The organism is Amycolatopsis sp. PS_44_ISF1 (assembly GCF_032335455.1).
In the GTDB taxonomy this organism is placed as follows: Bacteria; Actinomycetota; Actinomycetes; order Mycobacteriales; family Pseudonocardiaceae; genus Amycolatopsis.
The window spans coordinates 179,170-200,160 of sequence record NZ_JANUXO010000004.1; the positions used below are offsets into that span (position 1 = coordinate 179,170).

General features: G+C 73.3%; 21 protein-coding genes and 1 pseudogene. 11 read left to right on the plus strand and 11 right to left on the minus strand.

The annotated features are described in order from the left end of the window. Positions 1-27: 27 nt before the first annotated feature. Together NYF13_RS30755 and NYF13_RS30760 are read left to right on the plus strand one after the other, a co-directional pair. Positions 28-324: a hypothetical protein gene (locus NYF13_RS30755; protein ID WP_315661438.1), complete on the plus strand. Its 297-nt coding sequence runs from the start codon at positions 28-30 to the stop codon at positions 322-324. A gap of 55 nt (positions 325-379) precedes the next feature. Beyond that, positions 380-1,612 (plus strand): alpha/beta fold hydrolase, encoded by a 1,233-nt coding sequence (locus NYF13_RS30760; RefSeq protein ID WP_315661439.1) that lies wholly within the window; start codon positions 380-382, stop codon positions 1,610-1,612. 109 nt (positions 1,613-1,721) lie between these two features. On the opposite strand, the gene NYF13_RS30765 is transcribed toward NYF13_RS30760, so the two are convergent. Next, complete coding sequence (locus NYF13_RS30765; protein WP_315661440.1) at positions 1,722-3,278, minus strand: S53 family peptidase; 1,557 nt, start codon at positions 3,276-3,278, stop codon at positions 1,722-1,724. A 69-nt stretch (positions 3,279-3,347) separates the two neighbouring features. Here NYF13_RS30765 and NYF13_RS30770 point away from each other — a divergent pair, with 69 nt between their 5' ends. Both NYF13_RS30770 and NYF13_RS30775 read left to right on the plus strand, forming a co-directional pair. Beyond that, positions 3,348-4,187 (plus strand): helix-turn-helix domain-containing protein, encoded by an 840-nt coding sequence (locus tag NYF13_RS30770; protein ID WP_315661441.1) that lies wholly within the window; start codon positions 3,348-3,350, stop codon positions 4,185-4,187. 67 nt (positions 4,188-4,254) lie between these two features. Then, positions 4,255-4,866: a dihydrofolate reductase family protein gene (locus NYF13_RS30775; RefSeq protein WP_315661442.1), complete on the plus strand. Its 612-nt coding sequence runs from the start codon at positions 4,255-4,257 to the stop codon at positions 4,864-4,866. 16 nt (positions 4,867-4,882) lie between these two features. On the opposite strand, the gene crcB (NYF13_RS30780) is transcribed toward NYF13_RS30775, so the two are convergent. Further along, complete coding sequence (gene crcB, locus NYF13_RS30780; RefSeq protein WP_315661443.1) at positions 4,883-5,254, minus strand: fluoride efflux transporter CrcB; 372 nt, start codon at positions 5,252-5,254, stop codon at positions 4,883-4,885. Further along, positions 5,251-5,742, minus strand: coding sequence for a fluoride efflux transporter CrcB (crcB, locus tag NYF13_RS30785; RefSeq protein WP_315661444.1), 492 nt, complete (start codon positions 5,740-5,742; stop codon positions 5,251-5,253). The genes crcB (NYF13_RS30780) and crcB (NYF13_RS30785) overlap by 4 nt, the downstream gene beginning before the upstream one ends. 869 nt (positions 5,743-6,611) lie before the next feature. Here crcB (NYF13_RS30785) and NYF13_RS30790 point away from each other — a divergent pair. After that, on the plus strand, positions 6,612-6,887 hold the full coding sequence (locus NYF13_RS30790) for a YggT family protein (protein WP_315661445.1): 276 nt from the start codon (positions 6,612-6,614) through the stop codon (positions 6,885-6,887). 57 nt (positions 6,888-6,944) lie between these two features. On the opposite strand, the gene NYF13_RS30795 is transcribed toward NYF13_RS30790, so the two are convergent. After that, the gene (locus tag NYF13_RS30795) at positions 6,945-8,123 is read right to left on the minus strand and encodes an acyltransferase (protein WP_315661446.1); all 1,179 of its coding nucleotides are present in this window, start codon (positions 8,121-8,123) and stop codon (positions 6,945-6,947) included. Between the two features lie 124 nt (positions 8,124-8,247). Here NYF13_RS30795 and NYF13_RS30800 point away from each other — a divergent pair, with 124 nt between their 5' ends. The 5 genes from NYF13_RS30800 (at position 8,248) to NYF13_RS30820 (ending at position 11,919) form a co-directional block, all read left to right on the plus strand. Continuing rightward, positions 8,248-9,123 carry an alpha/beta hydrolase gene (locus tag NYF13_RS30800; RefSeq protein ID WP_315661447.1) on the plus strand — a complete coding sequence of 292 codons (876 nt, stop codon included), beginning with the start codon at positions 8,248-8,250 and terminating at the stop codon, positions 9,121-9,123. A 188-nt stretch (positions 9,124-9,311) separates the two neighbouring features. After that, positions 9,312-9,791: a YbaB/EbfC family nucleoid-associated protein gene (locus tag NYF13_RS30805; protein ID WP_315661448.1), complete on the plus strand. Its 480-nt coding sequence runs from the start codon at positions 9,312-9,314 to the stop codon at positions 9,789-9,791. 42 nt (positions 9,792-9,833) lie between these two features. Next, positions 9,834-10,172: a hypothetical protein gene (locus NYF13_RS30810; RefSeq protein WP_315661449.1), complete on the plus strand. Its 339-nt coding sequence runs from the start codon at positions 9,834-9,836 to the stop codon at positions 10,170-10,172. Beyond that, positions 10,169-11,293 (plus strand): hypothetical protein, encoded by a 1,125-nt coding sequence (locus NYF13_RS30815; protein WP_315661450.1) that lies wholly within the window; start codon positions 10,169-10,171, stop codon positions 11,291-11,293. The genes NYF13_RS30810 and NYF13_RS30815 overlap by 4 nt, the downstream gene beginning before the upstream one ends. After that, on the plus strand, positions 11,224-11,919 hold the full coding sequence (locus tag NYF13_RS30820; protein ID WP_315661451.1) for a hypothetical protein: 696 nt from the start codon (positions 11,224-11,226) through the stop codon (positions 11,917-11,919). Before NYF13_RS30815 ends, NYF13_RS30820 begins: the two co-directional genes overlap by 70 nt. 67 nt (positions 11,920-11,986) lie before the next feature. On the opposite strand, the gene NYF13_RS30825 is transcribed toward NYF13_RS30820, so the two are convergent. From NYF13_RS30825 to NYF13_RS30845, 5 genes are all read right to left on the minus strand, one after another. Next, complete coding sequence (locus tag NYF13_RS30825; protein ID WP_315661452.1) at positions 11,987-12,100, minus strand: SDR family oxidoreductase; 114 nt, start codon at positions 12,098-12,100, stop codon at positions 11,987-11,989. Further along, complete coding sequence (locus NYF13_RS30830; RefSeq protein ID WP_315661453.1) at positions 12,070-12,750, minus strand: SDR family NAD(P)-dependent oxidoreductase; 681 nt, start codon at positions 12,748-12,750, stop codon at positions 12,070-12,072. Before NYF13_RS30830 ends, NYF13_RS30825 begins: the two co-directional genes overlap by 31 nt. A gap of 218 nt (positions 12,751-12,968) precedes the next feature. Next, entirely contained in the window at positions 12,969-14,081 is a 1,113-nt protein-coding gene (locus tag NYF13_RS30835; protein WP_315661454.1) for a chitinase, read from the minus strand. 140 nt (positions 14,082-14,221) lie between these two features. After that, complete coding sequence (locus NYF13_RS30840) at positions 14,222-14,695, minus strand: carboxymuconolactone decarboxylase family protein (RefSeq protein WP_315661455.1); 474 nt, start codon at positions 14,693-14,695, stop codon at positions 14,222-14,224. Positions 14,696-14,801: 106 nt separating this feature from the next. Continuing rightward, positions 14,802-16,484, minus strand: a complete 1,683-nt coding sequence (locus tag NYF13_RS30845) for a trypsin-like peptidase domain-containing protein (protein ID WP_315661456.1) — start codon at positions 16,482-16,484, stop codon at positions 14,802-14,804. Positions 16,485-16,609: 125 nt separating this feature from the next. Here NYF13_RS30845 and NYF13_RS30850 point away from each other — a divergent pair, with 125 nt between their 5' ends. Next, positions 16,610-17,323 (plus strand): M24 family metallopeptidase, encoded by a 714-nt coding sequence (locus NYF13_RS30850; RefSeq protein ID WP_315661457.1) that lies wholly within the window; start codon positions 16,610-16,612, stop codon positions 17,321-17,323. A gap of 318 nt (positions 17,324-17,641) precedes the next feature. Here NYF13_RS30850 and NYF13_RS30855 read toward each other — a convergent pair. Both NYF13_RS30855 and glgB read right to left on the minus strand, forming a co-directional pair. Beyond that, positions 17,642-18,475, minus strand: a pseudogene (locus NYF13_RS30855) (family 16 glycosylhydrolase); the annotation flags it as partial. Positions 18,476-18,773: 298 nt separating this feature from the next. Further along, positions 18,774-20,990, minus strand: a complete 2,217-nt coding sequence (glgB, locus tag NYF13_RS30860; RefSeq protein WP_315661458.1) for a 1,4-alpha-glucan branching protein GlgB — start codon at positions 20,988-20,990, stop codon at positions 18,774-18,776. Position 20,991 lies beyond the last annotated feature (1 nt).

Sequence of the window (20,991 nt, forward strand, 5' to 3'; positions counted from 1 at the left end):
CCCGGCCCGCCGAGGACGGAGCAGACGATGCGCAGCGAGCAACCCGGAGACCAGGAACCCCTCGACGCCGAAATCGTCGAGGGGACGGCCGCGCCCGCGCCGGTGGCGGTGCCGGAACCGGACTACAGCGAAGGCGGCGTCCCGTCGTTCGGCTCCGTCCGCGACCGGATCGAGAAGCGCTTCACCACCTCCGTGGGCGCGCAGGAGATCGCCGGGATCGGCGGCGAGGAAGACCTGGCGTCACTGGACAAGAAGATCGCCGATCGCGACCAGGCGGCCAAGGACAAGCTGGCGGAGATCCGCCGCGCGATGGGCCGGGAGTAGCGCCCCCACTTTCCGCGCTACCGGGCCCGCCGCCGCGCGTGATTGGATCATGGTCATGGTTTCCATTACGCGCATTCCGGGCCTGGTGCTGACCGAGCACGAGTTCCGGGTGCCCCTCGACCACAGCCGGCCCGAGGGCGAGCAGATCACCGTGTTCGCCCGCGAGGCCGCCGCCCCGGACGGCCTCGACCGCCCGTTCCTGGTCTTCCTGCAGGGCGGTCCGGGCCAGGAGGCGCCGCGGCCCGCCGGATCGGCGCCGGCCTGGCTGGCCCGCGCCGTGGGTGAATACCGCGTGCTGCTGCTCGACCAGCGCGGCACCGGCCGCTCGACCCCGGTGGGCACGCTGCCGGGGCTGGCCCCGGCCGAGCAGGCGGCGTACCTGACCCACTTCCGCGCCGACTCGATCGTGCGGGACGCGGAGCTGATCCGGGCCCAGCTGGGGGTGGACCGGTGGAGCGTGCTGGGCCAGTCGTTCGGCGGCTTCTGCGTGCTGAACTACCTTTCGCACGCCCCCGGCGGCTTGCGTGAGGCGCTGTTCACCGGCGGTGTGCCCCCGGTGCGGACGCACCCGGACGAGGTCTACACCCGCACCTTCGCCACCGTGCTCGAGCGCAACCGCCGCTACTACGAGCGCTACCCGGCCGACCGCGAACGCGTGCGCGCCCTGCACCGGCGGCTCGACGCGGGCGAGATCTCGCTGCCCGGCGGCGTTCCGCTCACCTCGCGGGCGTTCCGGACCATCGGCAACGTACTCGGTATGAGCGACGGCGCGGAAAACCTCCATTACCTGCTGGAACGCGACCCGGACTCCCCCGCCTTCGCGCACGACCTGGCGGCTGCGCTGCCGTTCTCCGCGAGGAACCCGCTGTACGTGGTGCTGCACGAGTCCAGCTACGCCGACGGCGTCGCCACCCGCTGGTCCGCCGACCGCGTCCGCCCCGCGGTGTTCGACGAGGACGTGACGCTGTTCACCGGTGAGCACGTGTACCCGTGGATGCTCACGGATCTGCCCGGCTTGGCCCCCCTGCGCGAGGCGGCGGACATCCTCGCCGAGCACGAGTGGCCGGCGCTGTACGACGAGGAAGCGCTGCGAAGCTGCGAAGTCCCTTGCGCCGCGGCGATCTACGCCGAAGACGCCTACGTGGACCGCGTGTACTCCGAGGAGGTCGCCCGCCTCATCCCGACCATGCGCCCCTGGCTGACGAACGAACACGAGCACAACGGGCTGCGCGCGGCGGGTCCCGCAGTGCTCGGGCGGCTGATCGACATGGTGAAGGGACGGGTCTGAGGCAGGCCCGCCGGTCCGAAGCGGTGGCGGATGGGCGGCCTCGCTCGGGGGTGAGGCCGTCGAAGTCGTTGCGGCGCAGCCGGTGCGCGGCGAGCTCGGGGTCGGCGCCCTACTTCCCTGGGCCGCCGAGCACCGCCAGCAGGGCGGCGCCGTCCGGGGTGCCGAGGCCGGTGCAGGCGTCCCAGCCGGTGGTGGCGGAGTAGGCGCCGTTGGTCCCGCTGGTGATGTCGCGGAACCCCGGCCGGCCGGCGCCCGCCGTGATCCCGCTGTAGAGCTGGGTCTGGACCAGGCCGAACCGCCGGCCGGCCGACTGGGCCAGCCGGCAGAGCAGCGCCGCCCACAGCGGGGCCACCGCGCTCGTCCCGCCGATCACCGACGGCCGGCCGTCGACCAGGATCCGGTAGCCGGTGGCCGGGTCGGCGTTGCCCGCGACGTCGGGGACGCCGCGGCCGGGACCGCCGCCCGCGCGGGCCGGCACCCCGGCCGAAGCCTGGAAGCCCGGCGTCGGGAAGACCTCGCTGACGCCGCCACCGGTCGAGCCGCCACCGGGGGTGTTCCACACCGTCTCGGCCGTGATGGTGGTGGGCGGGGTGGCTTCGAGCCGGGTGCCGCCGCAGGCCAGCGCGTGCGGGCTGGAGGCCGGGAAGTCGACGTGCTGCGCACCGTCGGACTGGCCGTCGGAGCTGCCGTTGTCCCCGCTGGCCACGCACACCGTCACGCCGAGCGCGGCGGCGTCGGCGAAGGCCTGGTCCATCGCGGTGCGGGCCTGGGGCGTCCACTGGTCTTCCGACTGGCCCCAGCTGATGCTCACGACGGTCGGCGTCGGGGTGGCGTGCACCGCGGTGCTGACCGCGTCGAGGAAGCCCTGGTCGGTGTTCGGCGCGAAGTAGACGAGCTGGGTGGCCTTCGGGGCGAGCGCGCCGGCGACCTCGATGTCGAGCAGCACCTCACCGTCGGCCGAGGAGGGGTCGCCGGTGGGCGCGTTCCCGGCCCCGTCGACCGCGACCGCGGTGACCGGCGGCACGGGAATCCCGAGGCCGCCGAAGAAAGCGGTCAGGTCCTCGGGCTTGAACCCGCCGCTCAGCTCGATGATCGCGATGGTCTGGCCCGTGCCGTCGGTGCCGTCCGGGAACCCGTAGAGCGGGCCCAGCTGGTCCGGGGTGAAGCCCGGCGAGCCGGCGGGCTCGGCGTGCACGCGGAACTGGGCGCGGGCCTGCGGCCGCTCGTCCAGCCCGAGCACCCCGACCACCACGCCGGCCAGCTCGGCGGGCAGGTGCAGGTCCCCGGAGCGGGCCCGGTGCTCGCCGGAACCCGGGTAGCGCACCAGGTTCAGCTCGGTCCCGAACACCTGGGCCATGGCCTGCGCCGAACCGCTGACCGACAGCCGGCGGGAACCGGCGTGCGTGGCCGTGATCAGCAGCCCCGCGGCGGTGAGCACCGCCTGCACGTGCCGGAGGTCCTCCTCGGCCGCGCCGTAGCGCTCGGCCAGCTCCCCGGGCGTGATCGTGCCGGGGCCGGCCACCAGTTCCGGATCGAGCTCGGCCCGCCGCCGCACCACCACCGTCGCGGTGACCGGTTCGGCCGCCCCGACCGGGCCCAGCACCTCGGCCCCGGCCGGCCGGGAGCGGGTGCTGCCGGGGAGCCGGACGGGCGAAGGGGCGTTCATGCCTCCATCGTCACCCCACCCCTTCGCGGTCACCATCCGCGATCCGGGTGACCCGGGCACACTGGGGCGATGAGGTACGTCGGCCTGGCGCCCGCCCCACCGCTCGACCGGCTGATCGACGACATCTACAGCCTGAGCGGAGCCCCGTCCGCCCGTCGGCTGACCGTGCCGCCGATGCCTTCGGCGCACTTGTTCCTCGTGCTCGGCGATCCGGCGCGCTTGCGGGACTCCGACCTTTCGGTGCCTTCGGAGGTGCTCGCCGACGGCTGGTTCACGGGGCTGTGGACCCGGCCGTTCCTGATCGAGTGCCCGGCGCGGCTGCACCTGGTCGGGGTGCACTTCAAGCCCTGGGGCACCTCGCCGTTCATCGGGCGGCCGGCGACCGAGCTGCGCGACCGGTGGGTGCCGCTCGACGAGGTCTGGAAACGGTCGGCGGACCGGCTCCGCAACCAGGTCGGCGAAGCCGCCTCGCCGGTCGAGGCGCTGCGGGTGCTCGAAGCGGAGCTGCGGTCGCGGCTGGCCGAGGCGCCCCCACCCGGGCTCGACCTGGTCCAGCACCTCGGCGGGCGGCTGGCGCTCGCCCACGGCGCGGTCCCGGTCGCCGCGCTGGCCGAGCTCGCCGGGGTGACCGGCAACCACCTGGCCGCGCAGTTCAAGGCCCACGTCGGCGTCACGCCGAAACGGGTCGCGCGGATCTACCGCTTCGCGCAGGCGATCCTGTCCGTGGACCCGCGGCAGCCGGTCGACTGGTCGGAGCTCGCCCACTCCACGGGCTACTTCGACCTGGCCCACTTCAGCCGGGAGTTCAAGGACTTCACCGGCCACACCCCGACGGGCTACCTGGCCCTGCGGCGCCGGGCGGGTACCGTCGCGGGCTTCCCGGACGACGTGCCGATCCCCGCCGGGTGATTTTGTACAAGCGCGGCGATGCCGTGATCGTCCAGGATCAGCGGGCGAAACCCAACGAGGAGGGCCTGTGGGCACGGTGATCATGCACAGCGTGGTGTCGGTGGACGGCTTCATCGCCGACCGGAACGACGACGTCGGCCCGCTGCACGAGTGGTACTTCAGCGGCGACGTCCCGGTGTCCGAGCCGGCGGACGGGGACTTCGACCACTCCGGGACCGGGTCCGCGTTCCGGGTCTCGCGGGCTTCGGCGGACTACCTGCGGTCGATGTGGGCGTCGATCGGCGTGATCGTGCTGGGGCGTCGGCTGTTCGACCAGGTCAATGGCTGGGAGGGCCGCCCGCCCGCGGGCGAGCAGCTGGTCGTGGTCTCGCACCGGCCCAAGCCCGAGGGCTGGCACCCGGAGGCTTCCTGCCACTTCGCCACCGGCGTCGAGGCCGCGATCGCCCGGGCCCGGGAGCTGGCCGGGCCGCAGGCCATCGCGGTGAACGCCGGCGACGTGGGCGGCCAGATCCTCGAGGCCGGCCTGGTCGACGAGGTGGCGATGGACGTGGTGCCGGTGGTGTTCGGCTCGGGGCGGCGGTTCTTCGGCGGCATCGGCGGGCAGCACCGGCTGGACGGTCCGCACCTGGTCATCCCGGGCGAGCGGGTGCTACACCTGAAGTACGCCGTGCGCCGGTAGCCCCGGCGCCCCGGTCTCAGCCGGCCACCAGTCCGTGGACCGCGGTGTAGGCGAACAACGCGCCGCCGACGCCGGCGGCGACGCTGACCACCACGTTCATCACCGCGGCGAAGTAGGCTCGGCGCTCGGCCAGGCGGAGGGTCTCGTAGCTGAAGGTGCTGTAGGTGGTCAGCGCGCCGCAGAAGCCGGTGCCCGCGAAGGTGAGCACGGCCGAGGGCAGGGCCGAGCCCGCGCCGGCCAGTGAGCCGAGGATGAGGCAGCCCACCAGGTTCACGGTGAAGGTGCCCCAGGGGAATTCGGTTTCGTGGCGGGCCTGCACGGCCCGGTCGGTGAGGTAGCGCAGCGGGGCGCCGAGGACGGCGCCCGCGAAGACCAGCAGCGGCGTCACGGTTCGACCGTCCTTTCCGGACGGACGGCGACCACCCGGGTGAGCGCCATCCCCGCCAGCACGGCCAGCAACGCGGCCACGAGCGTTCCGCCGAGGTAGCCGAACGCCAGCGGGACCGACCCCGGTTGCAGCAGCCCGCGCGTTTCGACCGCGTAGGTGGAGAAGGTGGTGAAGCCGCCGAGGACGCCGACGCCCAGGAACGGCCGCACCAGCCGGTGCGCGGGCCGGACCTCGGTGATGACGACCATGAGCACGCCGATGAGGAAGCAGCCGGAGACGTTGGTCAGGAAAGTGCCCCAGGGGAACCGGCCCGGCAGCGTCGGCAGGGCGGCGGCGACGCCGTACCGGGCCAGCGAGCCCAACCCGCCGCCGACCGCGATCACGGCGAGCACGGGGGCCTGGCCGGAAAGCAGCTCACGACGATCGGAGCGGACGCGCAGGTCCACATCGGGATCGATGGGGTCGGCGGGGCCGGACTGGTCGAGCACGTGGTCTCCTACTCCGTTTCGGGCACAGCAAGCCCCGGTCCGAGTAGGGACTGTTGGCGGTGGTTCCCGCGGTTGCCCGGAACGAGCCGGAACGGCGAGCCCCACCGCCGTGGCCGGAAGTCTACCGGTCCGGCGAACCGGGTCCGCGCCGGGCGGGGCACCGCGATGGCCCCCGTCCGCCGGGAACGGGGGCCACCAGGATCACTGCGGCCGGTTCACTGCGGCCGGGTCACAGTGTCCAATTCGCAGCGGCCGATTCACTGTGTCCAATTCGCAGCGGCCGATTCAGTACGACCGGGTCACTGCGCCACGAAGACGCAGTTGTCCCCCCGGCGCTCGGCCACGTCCGGGTCGTCCAGCCACTGCCCGTCGGCGGCCAGGTAGCGGAAGAGCAGCGTCGAGCCGGGGCGGACCTCCACCGCGGCCGAGCGGGTGCCGTTGGAGCGCTTGCGCAGCAGGTGACGGCCGGGGTCCAGCCGTTGAAGTCGCCGACGACGCTGACGGGTCCGGCCGGGACGTCCTGCGGGAGGACGAAGGTGACCTTCCTCGCCCCGGTACCGTCCCGGCCCAGGCTGGTCTTGATCACGCGCGCGATTCCTTTCGTGGGTGCGACTCGTCGGTGAGCCATTCCGGTCGACCCGTAGAGGGTTCCACGCCATCCCGCCCACCGGCGGGTGCACCGCGCTCCCGTCCGGGTGAACCGCCACCGGGCCGGCCGGGAAGGTCGTTATCCACCGGCCGCGGATCACCGACGCCGGTGGCGGCGGCCCGCACCGGCTGAAAACTCGCTGAGAAGCCGGGCAAACGGGACACTTCCGGGACGGCCCGCGCGTTGGACCGGGAGAACGGACTTCGAGGGAGTGTGGGTGATGAGCCTGATCGGAACGCTGGCCGGGTACGTCCTGACCCTGTTCGTCCTGGTGCTCGTGGTGCGGATGGTGCTGGACTGGACCCGGCTGGTGACCACCGGCCCGGCCTGGCTCGGGCCGGTGCGGTGGTTGAGCCACCGCACCACCGAGCCGGTGATCGCGCCGGTGCGGCGGGTGCTGCCGCCGGTGCGGGCGGGCGGGATGGCGATCGACCTCGCGTTCACCGTGGTGTTCTTCGGGGCGCTGATCCTGCGGTCGATCGCTTTCGCGCTCTAGCGGCCCGGCTTCGAGGCGGTGCCGCCGGTCTTCGCCCACCGGCCGGGACCACCGCGGCTACCGGCCGTGCGGGCCCCCGGCCGACGCACCGACGCTCGGCCGCTCCTCGGTGCGGACCGCCTCCGCGGCCTCGCGGCGCCGCGCGCGGAAGGCGGACACCGAGTCGTAGCCCGCCATCAGGAGACGGTGCGCGGGCCGCTCCACCAGCCGGGTGAGGGCCCAGCCGAGCAGCACCCCGGTGACGATCATCGCGCCGGTCTGCACGGCGGTGCCGGCGCCCAGCGCGGAGAGCCGGTGCAGCACCAGGTAACCGATCGCCTGGTGCATCAGGAACACCCCGTAGGAGATGCCGGCGAACCACTGGATCGGCCGCCGCAGCCACCGCGGGACCACGCGGTCCCAGTCCGGCCCCGCCGCGACCAGTGCCACCACCGCGAGACCGGCGCCGACGCCGATGGTCGAGCCCCGGTCCAGCACCAGCCCGCCCGGCGTCCGGACCGAGTTGTGCAGCGCGTGCGCGAGCAGGCAGAGCACCTCGAGCGCGAGGAAGTGCGCCGTGGAGATCCGCTTGGTGCTCCACAGCCGGATCGCGACCCCGGCCACGAACAGGTGCCAGCGGTGGAAGCCGAGCCCGTCGACCACGGTGCGGTACCACTCCGGCGGCCCGGCGGCCCGCAGTGGCCACTGCGCGAGCGGCACCAGCAGCGCCAGCCACAGCAGCACGCGCAGCCGCGCGCCGTGTCCCCACCGGCTCCGGTACAGCAGCGCCGCGACGGTGAAGGCCATGAGCTGCAACGGAATCGTCCAGTGCGAACCGTCGACGAACGGGAAGTCCGCGGGCTTCCAGTTCCACAGCATCAGCAGGTTGCCGACCAGATCCCGGCCCCCCGGGCGGAACCAGCCGGCCGGTGAGAGCAGCCGCAGCGCGGCGTAGATCACCACCACGGCGGCGAGGAACGGGGGCAGCAGCCGGGCCACCCGGCCCCACCAGTACCGGCCCAGCGGCCCGCGCCCGATCGTGACGCAGGCGAAGTAGGCGGAGATCACCAGCAGCAGGCTGGCGCCCACCTGGAAGGGGAAGGTGAAACCGCGGGGCCCCAGCTCGGGGTGGACGACCACGCTCATGTACGTCGCGTGGTAGATCAGCACCAGCGTCACACAACCGGCGCGGACGAGGTCCCAGCTGATCTTCCGGTTCGCCGCGCGCGGTGCGGCGAAGGAGTGGAGCTCGGGCACGCCGCCGAGCGTATCCGGTCGGTCACCGGAGCGGGGACCCGGTCCGGATGATGGGAAGTCGTTGGCCCGTCCCGCTTCCTGGTACGGCTACCGGTCCGGGCGGCCGATCCCCGACAGTCACCCGGTGACCCGTGCCCTGCCCCCCACCGCCCCGCCCGAGCCCGAGACCGCGGACGGCGTCGTGCTGTACCGCGACGCCGAGGTCGCCCCGCGGCCCGGGTACCGGCCGCTGCGGCTGGACCTCGCCGTGCCCGCCGGGGCGCCGCCGGACCCGGGCTGGCCGGTGGTCGCGTTCGTGCCCGGCGGTGCGTTCGCCTCGGCCGAACCCGCCCCGCTGGGCCGGTACCTGGGTGAACGCCTGCCGGAAGCCGGTTTCGCGGTCGCGACCGTCCACTTCAGACACAGTCGCGGGGCCGTGTACCCGGCGCAGCTGCACGACGTGAAGGCGGCGGTGCGCTGGCTGCGCCACCACGCGGGCGCGCTGGCGCTGGACCCGGGCCGGTTCGGCGCCTGGGGCCACGCCGCCGGCGGGTACCTGGCCGTGATGCTCGCGGTCACCGGGGACCGCCCCGACCTGGAGGGTGATCTCGGCGTCACCGGGCCGAGCAGCGCGGTGCAGGCGGCGGTGGCGTGGAGCCCGCCTTCGGACTTCGCCCGGCTGCCGCCCCCGACGCCCGGCTCGCCGTGGCACCGCACCGGGCAGGACCCGCGCACCTGGCTGCTGGGCGCCTCCCCCGCCGAGCACCCGGCGCTCGCCGCCGCGGCCAGCCCGCTCACCCACGTGACCGCGTCCGCCGCCCCGATGCTCATCGCGCACGGCACCGGCGACAACGGCATCCCGATCGCGCAGAGCGAGGCCCTGATCTCGGCCTGCTGGCAGGTGGGCGCGGACGCCGAGTTCGCCTGGCTGCCGGACACCGGCCACCGCTACGGCCACCGCACCCGCGCGGCGATGACCACGGCGGGCATCGAGTTCCTGCGCCGGCGGCTCGGCCACTGATCCGTGGCCCTGGTGCGGCAGGGTGACGAACCGGAGCAGTGCGGCGATCGGTATCCCGGCGCCGGGATGAGCGGGGATCCACGGGTCCGGGCGCGGTGGCGGACGGGTTCGCGGAAAGCCGAACGGGACTACCCGCGTATATGCCATGATCTGGACACCCGGCCACGAATCGCGCAAACGGAGACCGCATGTCCGCTCAGATGGACCAGCTGATCACCCAGTTCCGCGCCTTCCAGGAGAAGACGCGCCAGGCCGAGACCCGCTGGGCCGGGGTCGGCGACCTGCAGGAGCAGATCGCCCGGGTCCGCACCAGCGTGACCGCGCCGGACGGCACCGTGACGGTGGTCGCCGGGGCCGGGGGCACCGTGACCGACGTCCAGCTCTCCCCGGAAGCCCTGCGCCTCGACCCGGCGCGGCTGTCCGCGACGATCATGGGCACCCTGCGCGAGGCCGTGGCCGGCGCCGTGCGGCAGCAGGCCGGGATCGTGGACGAGGCGTTCGGCGACACCCTCGGCATCGACGTCTCCGAGCAGGTCCGCGAAGCCCAGGCCGAAGCGTTCGGAACCACCGCGGAAGCGCCCGCGTCCCAGGGCGGACCGGCCGCGCCGCCAGCCGCGCGCCCGGAGGACGACGACTACTTCGACGCCGGCTCGTTCCTCCGCCGCTGACCGAGCCGCTGCCGACCGAGCCGAACCAGGGGGAGTTCCACGATGCCCGACGGGATACAGACCAACATCGACGCGATCACCGAGTACACCCGCCAGCTGCCGTACTACGAGCAGGAGGCCGGGAAGTTCGGGGCCAGGATCGACGACGCCGACGTGGGCGACCAGGCCTGGGGGGTGGTCGGCGTCTTCGCCAAGCAGGGTTACACCGATCATCTCGCCGACCTGCGCTCGCTGCTGGAGGAGATGAAGACCGGCGTGGACGCGCTGACCGGCAAGCTCGCCACCGCCGCGAGGATGTACCAGGGGGCGGAGGACGCCGGGAAGATCACCTTCGGCCGGTACGAGGCGGAGATCGACGGAGCCGGGAGCCCGGGCGCATGACCGAGAAGAAGAGCATCGCCGAGACGTTGGACGTGGCGGCCTACGACGAGGGCCTGGGCGCCGACCTCGACCGCGCGGCCAGTGCCGCCCCGGTGTTCGGCACCGCGTACGACGCGGGCAAGTCCGTCGCCGGGCACGCCCGGCAGGCCGCCGAAGCCGACAGCCCGGGTGAGCTGGCGTCCGCGGGCGCCGCGCTGGTCGGCGACGGGGCGTCGTTCGTCGGCGCCGCGGCCGGTGACATGGTCACCTTCGCCATGGACCCGATCGGCTGGCTGGTCGGCCACGGGCTGAACCTGCTGCTGGAACTGGTCCAGCCCCTGCAGGACGCACTGCACCAGGTGAGCGGCGACGGCCCGGCGATCGGCCGGGCTTCGGAGAACTTCACCACCATCGCCCAGAGTTTCGTCGCGCTGGCCGAGGACTTCGAGCGGACCGGCGACACCGCGCTGGCCGACTGGGCCGACGAAGCCGGGAACGCGGCGAAGGAGGCCCTCGGCGACTTCTCCTCGGGCATCCGCGGGGTCGGCTCGGCCGCCGGCTCGGTGGCCGAGGTGCTGCAGATGTGGTCGATGGTCATGGTGGTCATCGAGGAGGTGATCAAGGCGATCATCACCGAGCTGGTCTCCTGGCTGATCACCCTGTGGCTGCCCGCGCTGGCCGCCTCGGTGATCAGCTTCGGCGGCACGGTGGCCGCGGCGATGACCGCTTCGATCGCCAAGGCCGCCGCCGTGTTCCAGAAGGTCACCCGCTACCTCGGCCGGTTCGGCAAGCTGCTCGACACCTTCCTCGAGTTCCTGGGCAAGATCGCCGGGAAGGTGGAGGTGTTCACCCGGAAGCTGCGGGTCGGGGTGCTGCCCGGGGAGACCAAGTTCGGCCTCGGCGCCGCCGCGCAGGGCTTCCAGCCGAGCAACCGGATGCTCTCCACCATGTTCGGTTCCTCGGTCGGGGCCGCCCCGTTCGTGGCCGGGGCGAGCGTCAAGGCCGGGATCGGCGCCGGAAAGGCGCTGGCCGGCGAAGGCCGGGAAGCGCTCACCCCCGAAGGAGACGAGCCGTGGTTCGACAAGAGCGAGATCGGCGGCGACCGGAGCCCCCGGGACACGCGCCGGGATCTGGACAGCTGAACCGGATCCTGGTCCGGCCCGGGTTCCGGGAGCGGGTCGAGGCGCTCCTGCGGGACCGGTGGCACGAGCCGGTCATCGTGGTGCTCCTGGACGGGGACGGCCTGGGCTGCCAGGTGCCCGGACGGCGCGTGGACGGGACGGTGAAGGGGAAGCGGCTCGTGCGCCGGTTCTTCTGGAACATCCTGCGGGGCCTCGGCGTGGCCTTCGCGTACGGCTTCTACCTGGCGAACGGCGCGGGCAGCGGCGGCGGGAAGCTGGGCAGCCCGCTCAGCCGGCGGATCACCGTCACCGGGCCGGAAGGCGCGCTGGCGCTCGGCCTGTTCGACGGGATCCGCGCGGCGGACGGTCCGTGGCTGGCGTTCTCGCCCACGCGGATAGCGCTGGTGGACACCGGTTCGACCCAGCGCGAGCCGGCCCAGGCCGCTCCGCCCGAGCTCCGCTGGCAGTCGAGCGACCCGCGGTCGCCGGAAGTCGACCTCCGCCGCCGCAAGCTGACCTGGCCGGACGGCTCGGTCTTCGCCTTCCCGCTGCGCGACCGGGACGAGGAGAAGCACCTGCGCGCCCACCTCGAACCCCCGAACCTGGTGCACTGGCCGGAACACCCGGGCAATCCGGGTCCACAGTAGACAGTGGTCCGCGGCCGGGGGCCCTCGCCGAGCCGATCGGCGACGGCCCCGGGGCGGTCGCGGCCGCTCAGCCGGAGGCGAACATCCCGCCGTCGATGGTGACCACGGTGCCGTTGACGTAAGCGGCGCGGTCGGAGGCCAGGAAGGCGATCAGGTCGGCCACCTCACGCGGTTCGGCCATGCGGCCGTAGGGCAGCGCGGCCAGCCGGGCCTCGACCTCGGCGCTGGCCGCGGCCATCGTGGCGATCCGGTCGGGGTCCAACCGGGGCCCGGCTGACGCCGGCCACCCCGCGGGTGTCGCCGCGGGGGGGGGGGGCCCGGGGCCTTGGTGAACGCCATCAGCGCGGCGTTGCCGGCGCTGCCCGCGATGTAGCCGGCGGTGGGGTGCCCGCCCGAGGCACCGATGTCGTTGATGATCACGCCGTGGCCGCGCTCGCGCATCCGCGCGTAGACGAGCCGGGTGAGATCGACGTAGCCGTAGACCTTGAGGTCCCAGCCGTGCCGCCACGCCTGCGGGCCGACCTGGTCGAGCGTGCCCGCCGGGATGTCGCCGGCGTTGTTGACCAGGATGTCGGTGTCCGCGGCGGCCTCGGCGAGCCGTTCCAGGTCGGCGGGCACCCGCAGGTCGACGGCGTGCACGGCCACTTCGGTCCCGTGGGCCGCGGTGAGCCGGCGGGCCAGCGCGGTCAGCGCGTCCGCGTTGCGCGCGGCGAGGCGCAGGTGGCAGCCCTCCGCCGCGAGCACCTCGGCCACGGCGGCGCCGATGCCCTTCGACGCGCCGGTGACCAGCGCCCGCTTGCCTTCGAGGTTCAGCTCCATCAAGGTCCTCACGTTCCGGCTCGTCCGCCTCCGGGACGAGGCTACTCACCCCCGGCCGCGGCCGCGGACTCCCGGCTCCGGTTCGCCACGGGTGCGGCCCGCGTTCCGCCACCGCGGGAGCAGCGCGGTCCACGAGGGACCGCAGGCGATGCCGATCCAGGTCCCCGAGTCGAGGCCGTGGCAGGCGCAGGAGGTCACAGTGAAGCCAACCGCGATCGCCCGGCCGGGGCTCAGGGCAGCGCGTCGAGGAACGGGCGGTGCGCGTCCTGGAACGCCCAGCCGTAGTAGTGGTCCCAGTTGACCGACCAGGTCATCAGCCCGCGCAGGCCCGGCTGGGCGCCGCCGCGCAGGGTGTAGCCGCCGCAGCCGGAGTTCCCGGTCAGGCAGGTCAGCGCGGTGTGGACGTCGGCCGGGGCGAGGAAGCCGTTGCCCGCGCTGACCGCGGCGGGCAGGCCGACCGCGAGCTGGTCGTCGCGCAGTCCGGCGAAGGTCTTGCCGGTGTCGCCGACCGGGAAGCCCGCTTTGAGCATGTCCCCCATGGCGATCGGGAAGTCGGCGCCGCCCATGGTGTGGTACTGGTGGTCCAGGCCCATGATCGGGCCGGAGTTGTAGTCCTGGACGTGCAGCACGGTCAGCGCGTCGCGCAGCGCGTCGATCACCGGCAGGAACGCGCCGCGGCGGGTGTCGCCGCCGTTGCCGCCACCGCCGTAGAACTGGTACCCGGTCTGGACCAGGAAGGTCTCGGGCGCCATGGTGAGCACGAACTTGGCGCCGTAGCGGGATTTCAGGGTCTTCAGCGCGGAGATCAGGTTGACCACCACGGGGGTGGTCGGGTGCTGGAAGTCGGTGTCGCCGGCGTCGAGGGTGAGCGAGTGGCCTTCGAAGTCGACGTCCAGCCCGTCGAGGCCGTACCGGTCGATGATCGCCGAGACGGAGCTGACGAACGCGTCGCGCGCGGCCGTGGTGGTGAGCTGCACCTGGCCGTTCGCGCCGCCGATGGAGATCAGCACCTTCTTGCCCTGTGCCTGCTTCGCGCGGATCGCCGCGATGAAGTCGGCGTCGCTCTCCACCCCCGCGCACTCCGAGGCGGGGCACCGGGTGAACCGGATGTCGCCGGAGGTCGGCGAGGTCGGCTCACCGAACGCCAGGTCGATGACGTCCCACGCCGCGGGCACATCGGCCAGCCGGACGTACCCCGAGCCGTTGGCGAAGCTCGCGTGCAGGTAACCGATCAACGAGTGCCTGGGCCGGTCCGCCGCCCCGGCGGCCCCGGGCGCGGCCACCACCCCGGCCAGGGCCACGGCGAGGGCGGCGAGCAGGACGGACAGTCGGGAACGCTTCATCGCGTGCCTCCGGTGTCGGCGGGATCCCTCTATTGTCTGGACCATTCACCCAAATGTCCAGACCATTCGCCGAAGCGGAAGAGCAGCCGGGCCCGCGACGTCCCGGGGCCGGGGCACCGGGACGTCGCGGGCGCACGGGCTCAGCCGAACTGGCCGGCCCGGTACTCCCCCGCCGGCTGCCGCGCGAGGACGTTGAGCCGGTTGAACGCGTTGATCAGCGCGATGAGCGAGACCAGCGCGCCGAGCTGCTCCTCGTCGTGGTGCCGGGCGGCCTCGGCCCAGACCCGGTCCGGGACGCCGCCGGCCGCGTCGGCCAGGCGGGTGCCCTCCTCGGCCAGCTCCAGCGCGGCGCGCTCGGCCTCGGTGAACACCGTGGCCTCCCGCCAGGCCGCGACCAGGTTCAGCCGCGTCGAGGTCTCCCCGGCGTGGGCCGCGTCCTTGGTGTGCATGTCGGTGCAGAAACCGCAGCCGTTGATCTGGCTGGCGCGGATCTCCACCAGCGCCCGGGTCGAGGCGGGCAGGGACGAGTCCACGACCCCCTTCGACGCGGAGATCAGCCCCTTCACGACCGTGGCCGCGACCGGGTTGCCGAACAGGTTGAGCCGAGCATCCATGGTGAACTCCCTGGGTCGAACTGGCGCCTACCCGGGATTGACGAGCCGGCCGGTCCGGATGTGACCGCGTCACCGGTGACCGCGCTCACGGCCGGCGGGTGGACGCTCAGCCGACCGGGCCGCTGGCCGGGACCACCGTCACGTCGTGCCGGCCGGACTGTCCGGTGACGGTCACCGTGAGCCGGTCGCCCGGGTGGTGGGTGTCCATCAGGGTGGTGAGCGTGGTCGCGGAGTCCACCGCCCGGCCGTCCAGCGCGGTGATCACGTCTCCGGCGGTGAGGCCGGCCGTGGCCGCGGGGCCGCCGGCCACCACGTCCTGGACCTGGGCGCCCTGGCCCTGGCCGCTCTGCCCTTGGCCCAGGCCGCCCTGCCCCTGCCCGACACCGCCCTGGCCGACACCGCCCTGGGTGCCGGCGTCGCTGACCGACACGCCGAGGAAGGCGCTCTGTCCGATGTGGACGGTGTCGGAAGCGGTGCCCGCGACGATCTGGTGCGCCAGCGTGACCGCTTGGGCGATCGGGATCGCGAAACCCTGGTGGCCGGTGCCCTGCTGGCCCGAACCTTGCTGACCGGAACCCTGCTGGCCGTCGCCCTGCCCCAGACCACCCTGGCCCTGGCCGAGACCACCTTGGCCCTGGCCGAGACCGCCCTGCCCCAGACCGCCCTGCCCCTGACGGCCGCGTCCGCCGCGGCCCTGGCCGCCGTCGAACCGGTAACCGGCCGAGGCGGCGGTGTCGACCCCGATCACCTGGCCGTTCGCGTTGACCAGGGCCCCGCCGGAGTCCCCGGACTGGATGTCGGCGTCGACCTGGATCAGGCCGGTGAGCTGTTCGGAGGAGCTGCTCGACTCGTCCGAGGCGGTGATGGACTGGTTCAGCGCCGTCACCTTGCCCGCGGCGGCGCTCGGGGTGCCGCCGGTGCCACCGGCGTTGCCGATGCCGACCACCGCGTCGCCGACCTGCACCGAGTTCGAGTCGCCGAGGGGCTCGGTGGTCAGTCCGGAGGCGCCGGCCAGCTTGATCACCGCGATGTCGTGGCTGCGGTCGTAGCCGAGCACCGAGGCGGTGTAGGTCCGGCCGTTGCCGATGTCGGTCACCTTGATGCTGGTGGCGCCCTCGACCACGTGGTTGTTGGTCAGGATCTCGCCGTCCGCGGTCAGCACGATGCCGGTGCCCGCCGCGGCCGCGCCCTGGTAGCCCAGCTCGGTGTTCACGTCCACCAGGCCCGGGTCGACCTTGCCCGCGATCGCCGAAGGGTCGATCGCCGTGCTCGAAGTCCCGCCCGGCGCGCTCGGCGCGCCGAAGTCCTGGTTGCCCGAAGCCGAGGTCCCGCGCGGCGTCCAGACGAAGTGCCCCACCCCGAGACCGGCCACCACGGCCAGCACCACCGCCCCCACGGCGATCGCCGCTCCGCGCCCGGGCCGGTTCGCCCGCTGCGGACGGTGGTACGGCGTCTGCGGGAACTGCTGCGTGCCGGGGTATGCGCCGTACGCCGGGTACTGCGCCCCCGGATGGGCGTAGTGGGCGCCGGTCTGCGGTTCACCCGGGTACCCCGCGTACCCGGCCTGGTACGGGTGGCCGGACTGCGGGGCCGCGCCCGGGTACGCCTCGCCGCCCGGGCCCTGCCCGCCCAGCCCGGCCGCGCCCTGGGCCGACCACTCCTGACCGGGGTGCCCGGCCTGGTTCCGGTGGTCCTGCGGTCCCCACTGCCCGCCGGTCGCTCCCGGCTCCTGCTCGTTCATGTCCCGCTCCAGCGTCGTGTGTCCGGCTACCGCCACGGTCCAGGACACACCCCGTACCTGAGATTTTCCTGGTCGTGTTCCGTGCGGAACCTGTGGAGTGCGCCGGCCGGCCGGTGCACCGCCCCCATATCCGCCGAATCGGGCAGGCCCGCGCTCTTGCTACCGTCGAAGGCATGAGCGAGCTGATCGAGGACGAGGCGGTCCGCGCCGAGCGGCTGCTGGACGCGCAGGCCAAGGCGGTCGAGCTGTTCGCGCAGGTGCAGGCGCGCGGGCTGCTCGCGCCGGGCGTGCGCGAGGCCGAAGCGAGCGATGCCGTCCGCGACCTCGCCGGGGAGCTGTTCGGCGTGAAGCGCTACTGGCACAAGCGGATCGTGCGCGCCGGGGTCAACACCCTCGAGCCGTACCGCGAGAACCCGCCGGACCGGGCGATCGGCGAGGACGACATCGTGTTCGTCGACTTCGGCCCGATCTTCGAGGAGTTCGAAGCCGACTTCGGCCGCACCTTCGTGCTCGGCGACGACCCGGCCAAGCACCGGCTGCGCGACAACCTGCCGGTGGTGTTCGACGCGGGCCGCGAACACTTCGAGACGCACCCGGACATCACCGGCGCCGAGCTGTACGCCCACGTCACCCGGCTGGCCGAGGAGGCGGGCTGGGCCTTCGGCGGACCGCACTCCGGGCACCTGGTCGGCCAGTTCCCGCACGAGAAGATCGACGGCGACCGGATCGACTCCTACATCGCCCCGGGCAGCGATCGGCCGATGCGCGGGCACGATCGCAACGGCCAGGTCCTGCACTGGATCCTCGAAGTCCACCTGGTCGACCGGGAGGGCCGGTTCGGCGGGTTCTTCGAGGAACTGCTCGACCTCGGCCACGAACCCGCCTGACCCGCGACCTCCGGCTCCGGGCCGGAGCCCGCGGGCACCACGCAGCGCCGGGTCCGGCCGCCGGCGACCGGGCCGAACACGGGGCCGGCTCCGGCTCGCGCGGAAGGGCCGGCGGTAAAGGGTTTCCGGCAGCACCGGAACGGGGAATCGCCCGGACCGGACGAACCGGTCCGGGCGACTCCGCGGAGATCCGCGCCGAGGTGATCTCCGCCCGCCCCCGCGAAGCTCGTGGCCCGCGGGGACGTCCGGGATGCGGCGGCGGCCGGGGTGGGCCCGCCCGCCGCGCGCGGCCGCTCCGATGCCGGTCGAGGGGGCTCAGCTCACGTGCACGTAGTCCACGACGAGCTGCTGCGGGAACTGCGTGCTGCCGTCCGGGTCGCCCGGCCAGTCGCCGCCCACGGCGAGGTTCAGGATCAGGAAGAACGGGTGGTCGTACACCCACCGGTTGCCGTTGAGGTCGGCCGGGGTGCGGGTTTCGTAGGCGTTGCCGTCCACCGACCAGACGATCTTCTCGCCGGTCCAGTCGACCGCGTAGGTGTGGAAGTCGTCGGAGAAGTCCGGGCCGTTGTAGGCGGCGCCGATGCCGTTGGCGCCGGAGTAGCCCGGGCCGTGGATCGTGCCGTGCACGGTGTTCGGCTCCTTGCCGATGTTCTCCATCACGTCGATCTCGCCATCGGTCGGCCAGTTGCCGCCGCCGAGCATCCAGAACGCCGGCCACACGCCCTGCCCGCGCGGCAGCTTCATCCGCACCTCGATGTGGCCGCCGCCGGTGGCGAACTTGCCCGCGGTGTTCAGCCGCGCCGAGGTGTACTCACACGCGCCGTACCAGCAGTTGTTGCCGGAGCTCTCCTTCTTGGCGGTGATCACCAGGTGGCCCTGCCCGTCGAGCGCCGCGTTGGCCGCGCCCGAGGTGTACCACTGCCGCTCGTGGTTGTTTCCGCTGTTGTCGCCGGTCTCGTAGGTCCACTTCGAGCCGTCGGCCGGGCTGCCCGCGGGGCCGTCGAAGTCGTCGGTGAACGAGTCCAGCACCTTCGACGGCGACGGCGCGGGAGCCGCCGTGCCGGCCGGGGTGAGCGTGACCGCGGCGGCGACGGAGAGCGCTGCCGGGAGCACCAGCAGCCGCCACCGGGTGGGGGTCTTAAGAGACTTCATTGTCATCCCTCGTCCCTCGCGGGGAGGCCTGGCGGCGCCACCCCAGGTTTGTTGTGGATGGCAACAAAGTATGCCGACGGGCCCGTTCACGGGCAAGGGGGAACGTGAGATATTTTCCGACATCGGCGCGAGCGGGTCGGATCCCAGGGGCGTCCGGGCACGATCGCCCGCTGAACCGGCCGCCCCGCGACCGGGGTGCGCGGGAGATCCAACCGCGTGTGTGACGCAGCGAGGGCGGAGGCGGGCCGGTCACCGAAGTCGAGCTTCGGTCACCGGCCGCGCCGCCCGGCCGATCGGGTCAGTCCCGCGGCTCCTCGATCACCACCGGCGAAGCGTCTTCGGTGAGCCACAGCACCCCGCTGGGCGGGAGCTGAAGCACCGCCGACGCGGGCTGCCCGTGCCACGGGTGCTCGGTCGCCTCCACCGCGCCGAGGTTGCCCACGCCCGAGCCGCCGAAGGCTTCCGCGTCGGTGTTCAGCAGTTCGGTCCAGCGGCCCGCGGCGGGCAGGCCGACGCGGTAGTCGTGGTGCGGCACCCCGGCGAAGTTGGCGACGCAGGCCAGGCGGGAGCCGTCGGAGCCGATGCGCAGGAAGCTCAGCACGTTGCCGCCCGAGTCGTTCGCGTCGATCCACTGGAAGCCCTCGGGCCGCACGTCCCCGCTGTAGAGCGCCGGGGTTTCGCGGTAGCCGAGGTTCAGCCGGCGCACCAGGTCCTGGATCCCGCGGTGCAGCGGTTCGTCGAGCAGGTGCCAGTCCAGCGAGCGCGACTCCGACCACTCCCGCGGCTGGCCGAACTCGCCCCCCATGAACAGCAGCTGCTTACCCGGGTGGGCCCACATGAAGGCCAGCAGCGAGCGCAGCCCGGCCGCCTTGTTCCAGTCGTCGCCCGGCATCCGCTCCCACAGCGATCCCTTGCCGTGCACCACTTCGTCGTGCGAAAGGGGCAGCACGAAGTTCTCGCTCCAGGCGTAGACGAGCGAGAAGGTCATCTCGTTGTGGTGGAACGCGCGGTGCACCGGCTCGTGCCCGACGTAGCGCAGCGTGTCGTGCATCCAGCCCATGTTCCACTTGAAGCCGAAGCCGAGCCCGCCCAGGTGCGTCGGGCGCGTGACGCCGGGCCACGCGGTCGACTCCTCGGCCACCATGACCACGCCCGGGTGTCGCTTGTAGACAGTGGCGTTGAGCTCCTGCAGGAACCGCACCGCGTCGAGGTTCTCGCGGCCGCCGAACTCGTTCGGCAGCCACTCCCCCTCCTTGCGCGAGTAGTCCAGGTAGAGCATCGAGGCCACGGCGTCCACGCGCAGCCCGTCGAGGTGGAACTCCTCCAGCCAGTACAGCGCGTTGGCCACCAGGAAGTTGCGCACCTCGTTGCGGCCGAAGTTGAACACGAGCGTGCCCCAGTCCGGCTGCTCGCCGCGGCGCGGGTCCTCGTGCTCGTAGAGCGGGCTGCCGTCGAACCGGGCCAGCGCCCAGGCGTCCCGCGGGAAGTGCGCCGGCACCCAGTCCACCAGCACGCCGATCCCGCGCTGGTGCAGGTGGTCCACCAGGTGGCGGAAGTCGTCCGGGTGGCCGAAGCGCGAGGTCGGCGCGTAGTAGGAGGTGACCTGGTAGCCCCACGAGCCGCCGAACGGGTGCTCGGCCACCGGCAGCAGCTCCACGTGCGTGAAGCCGGTCTCCTCGACGTACTCGGCCAGCTGCTCGGCCAGCTCGCGGTAGTCGAGCCCGGGCCGCCACGAGCCGAGGTGCACCTCGTACACGCTCATCGGGGCGTCGGCCCAGTTGGTCGCCTCACGGCGCGCGGCCCACTCCTGGTCGGCCCAGGTGTGGTGCGACTGCGTGACCTTCGAAGCGGTGGCGGGCGGGACCTCGGTGGCGAAGGCCATCGGGTCGGCCTTTTCGAGCCAGTTCCCGTCCGCGCCGAGGATCCGGAACTTGTAGCAGCTCCCGTCGGCCACCCCGGGGATGAACAGCTCCCACACGCCCGAGGAGCCGAGCGAGCGCATCGGGTGCCCGCGGCCCTCCCAGCCGTTGAAATCGCCGATCACCCGCACCCCGCGGGCGGTCGGCGCCCACACCGCGAAGGACACGCCCTCGACGGTGCCGCCCGGGGTGTCGTAGCTGCGCAGGTGCGCGCCCAGCACGTCCCACAGCCGCTCGTGCCGGCCCTCGCCGATCAGGTACTGGTCCAGCTCGCCGACGGTGGGCAGCCAGCGGTACGGGTCGTCGGCGGTCACGGTGGTGCCGTCGTAGTCCACCTCGAGCCGGTAGTCGCCGGGGTGCTCGGGCAGCGGACCGGCGAACAGCGCGTCGGCCACCCGCTCCAGCGGGAACCGGGTCTTCCCGGCCACCACCGTGACGGCCTTCGCGCCGGGGCGCAGGGCCCGGGCGTGGAAGTGCTTGCCGTCGGAGTGCACACCGAGCACCGAGTGCGGGTCGTGGTGGGTACCCGCCAGCAGGTCGTCGATGTCCTGCGGCGACGGGGCGGCACCGGGCAGGTCCCGGGGAGCCGTGGTCACT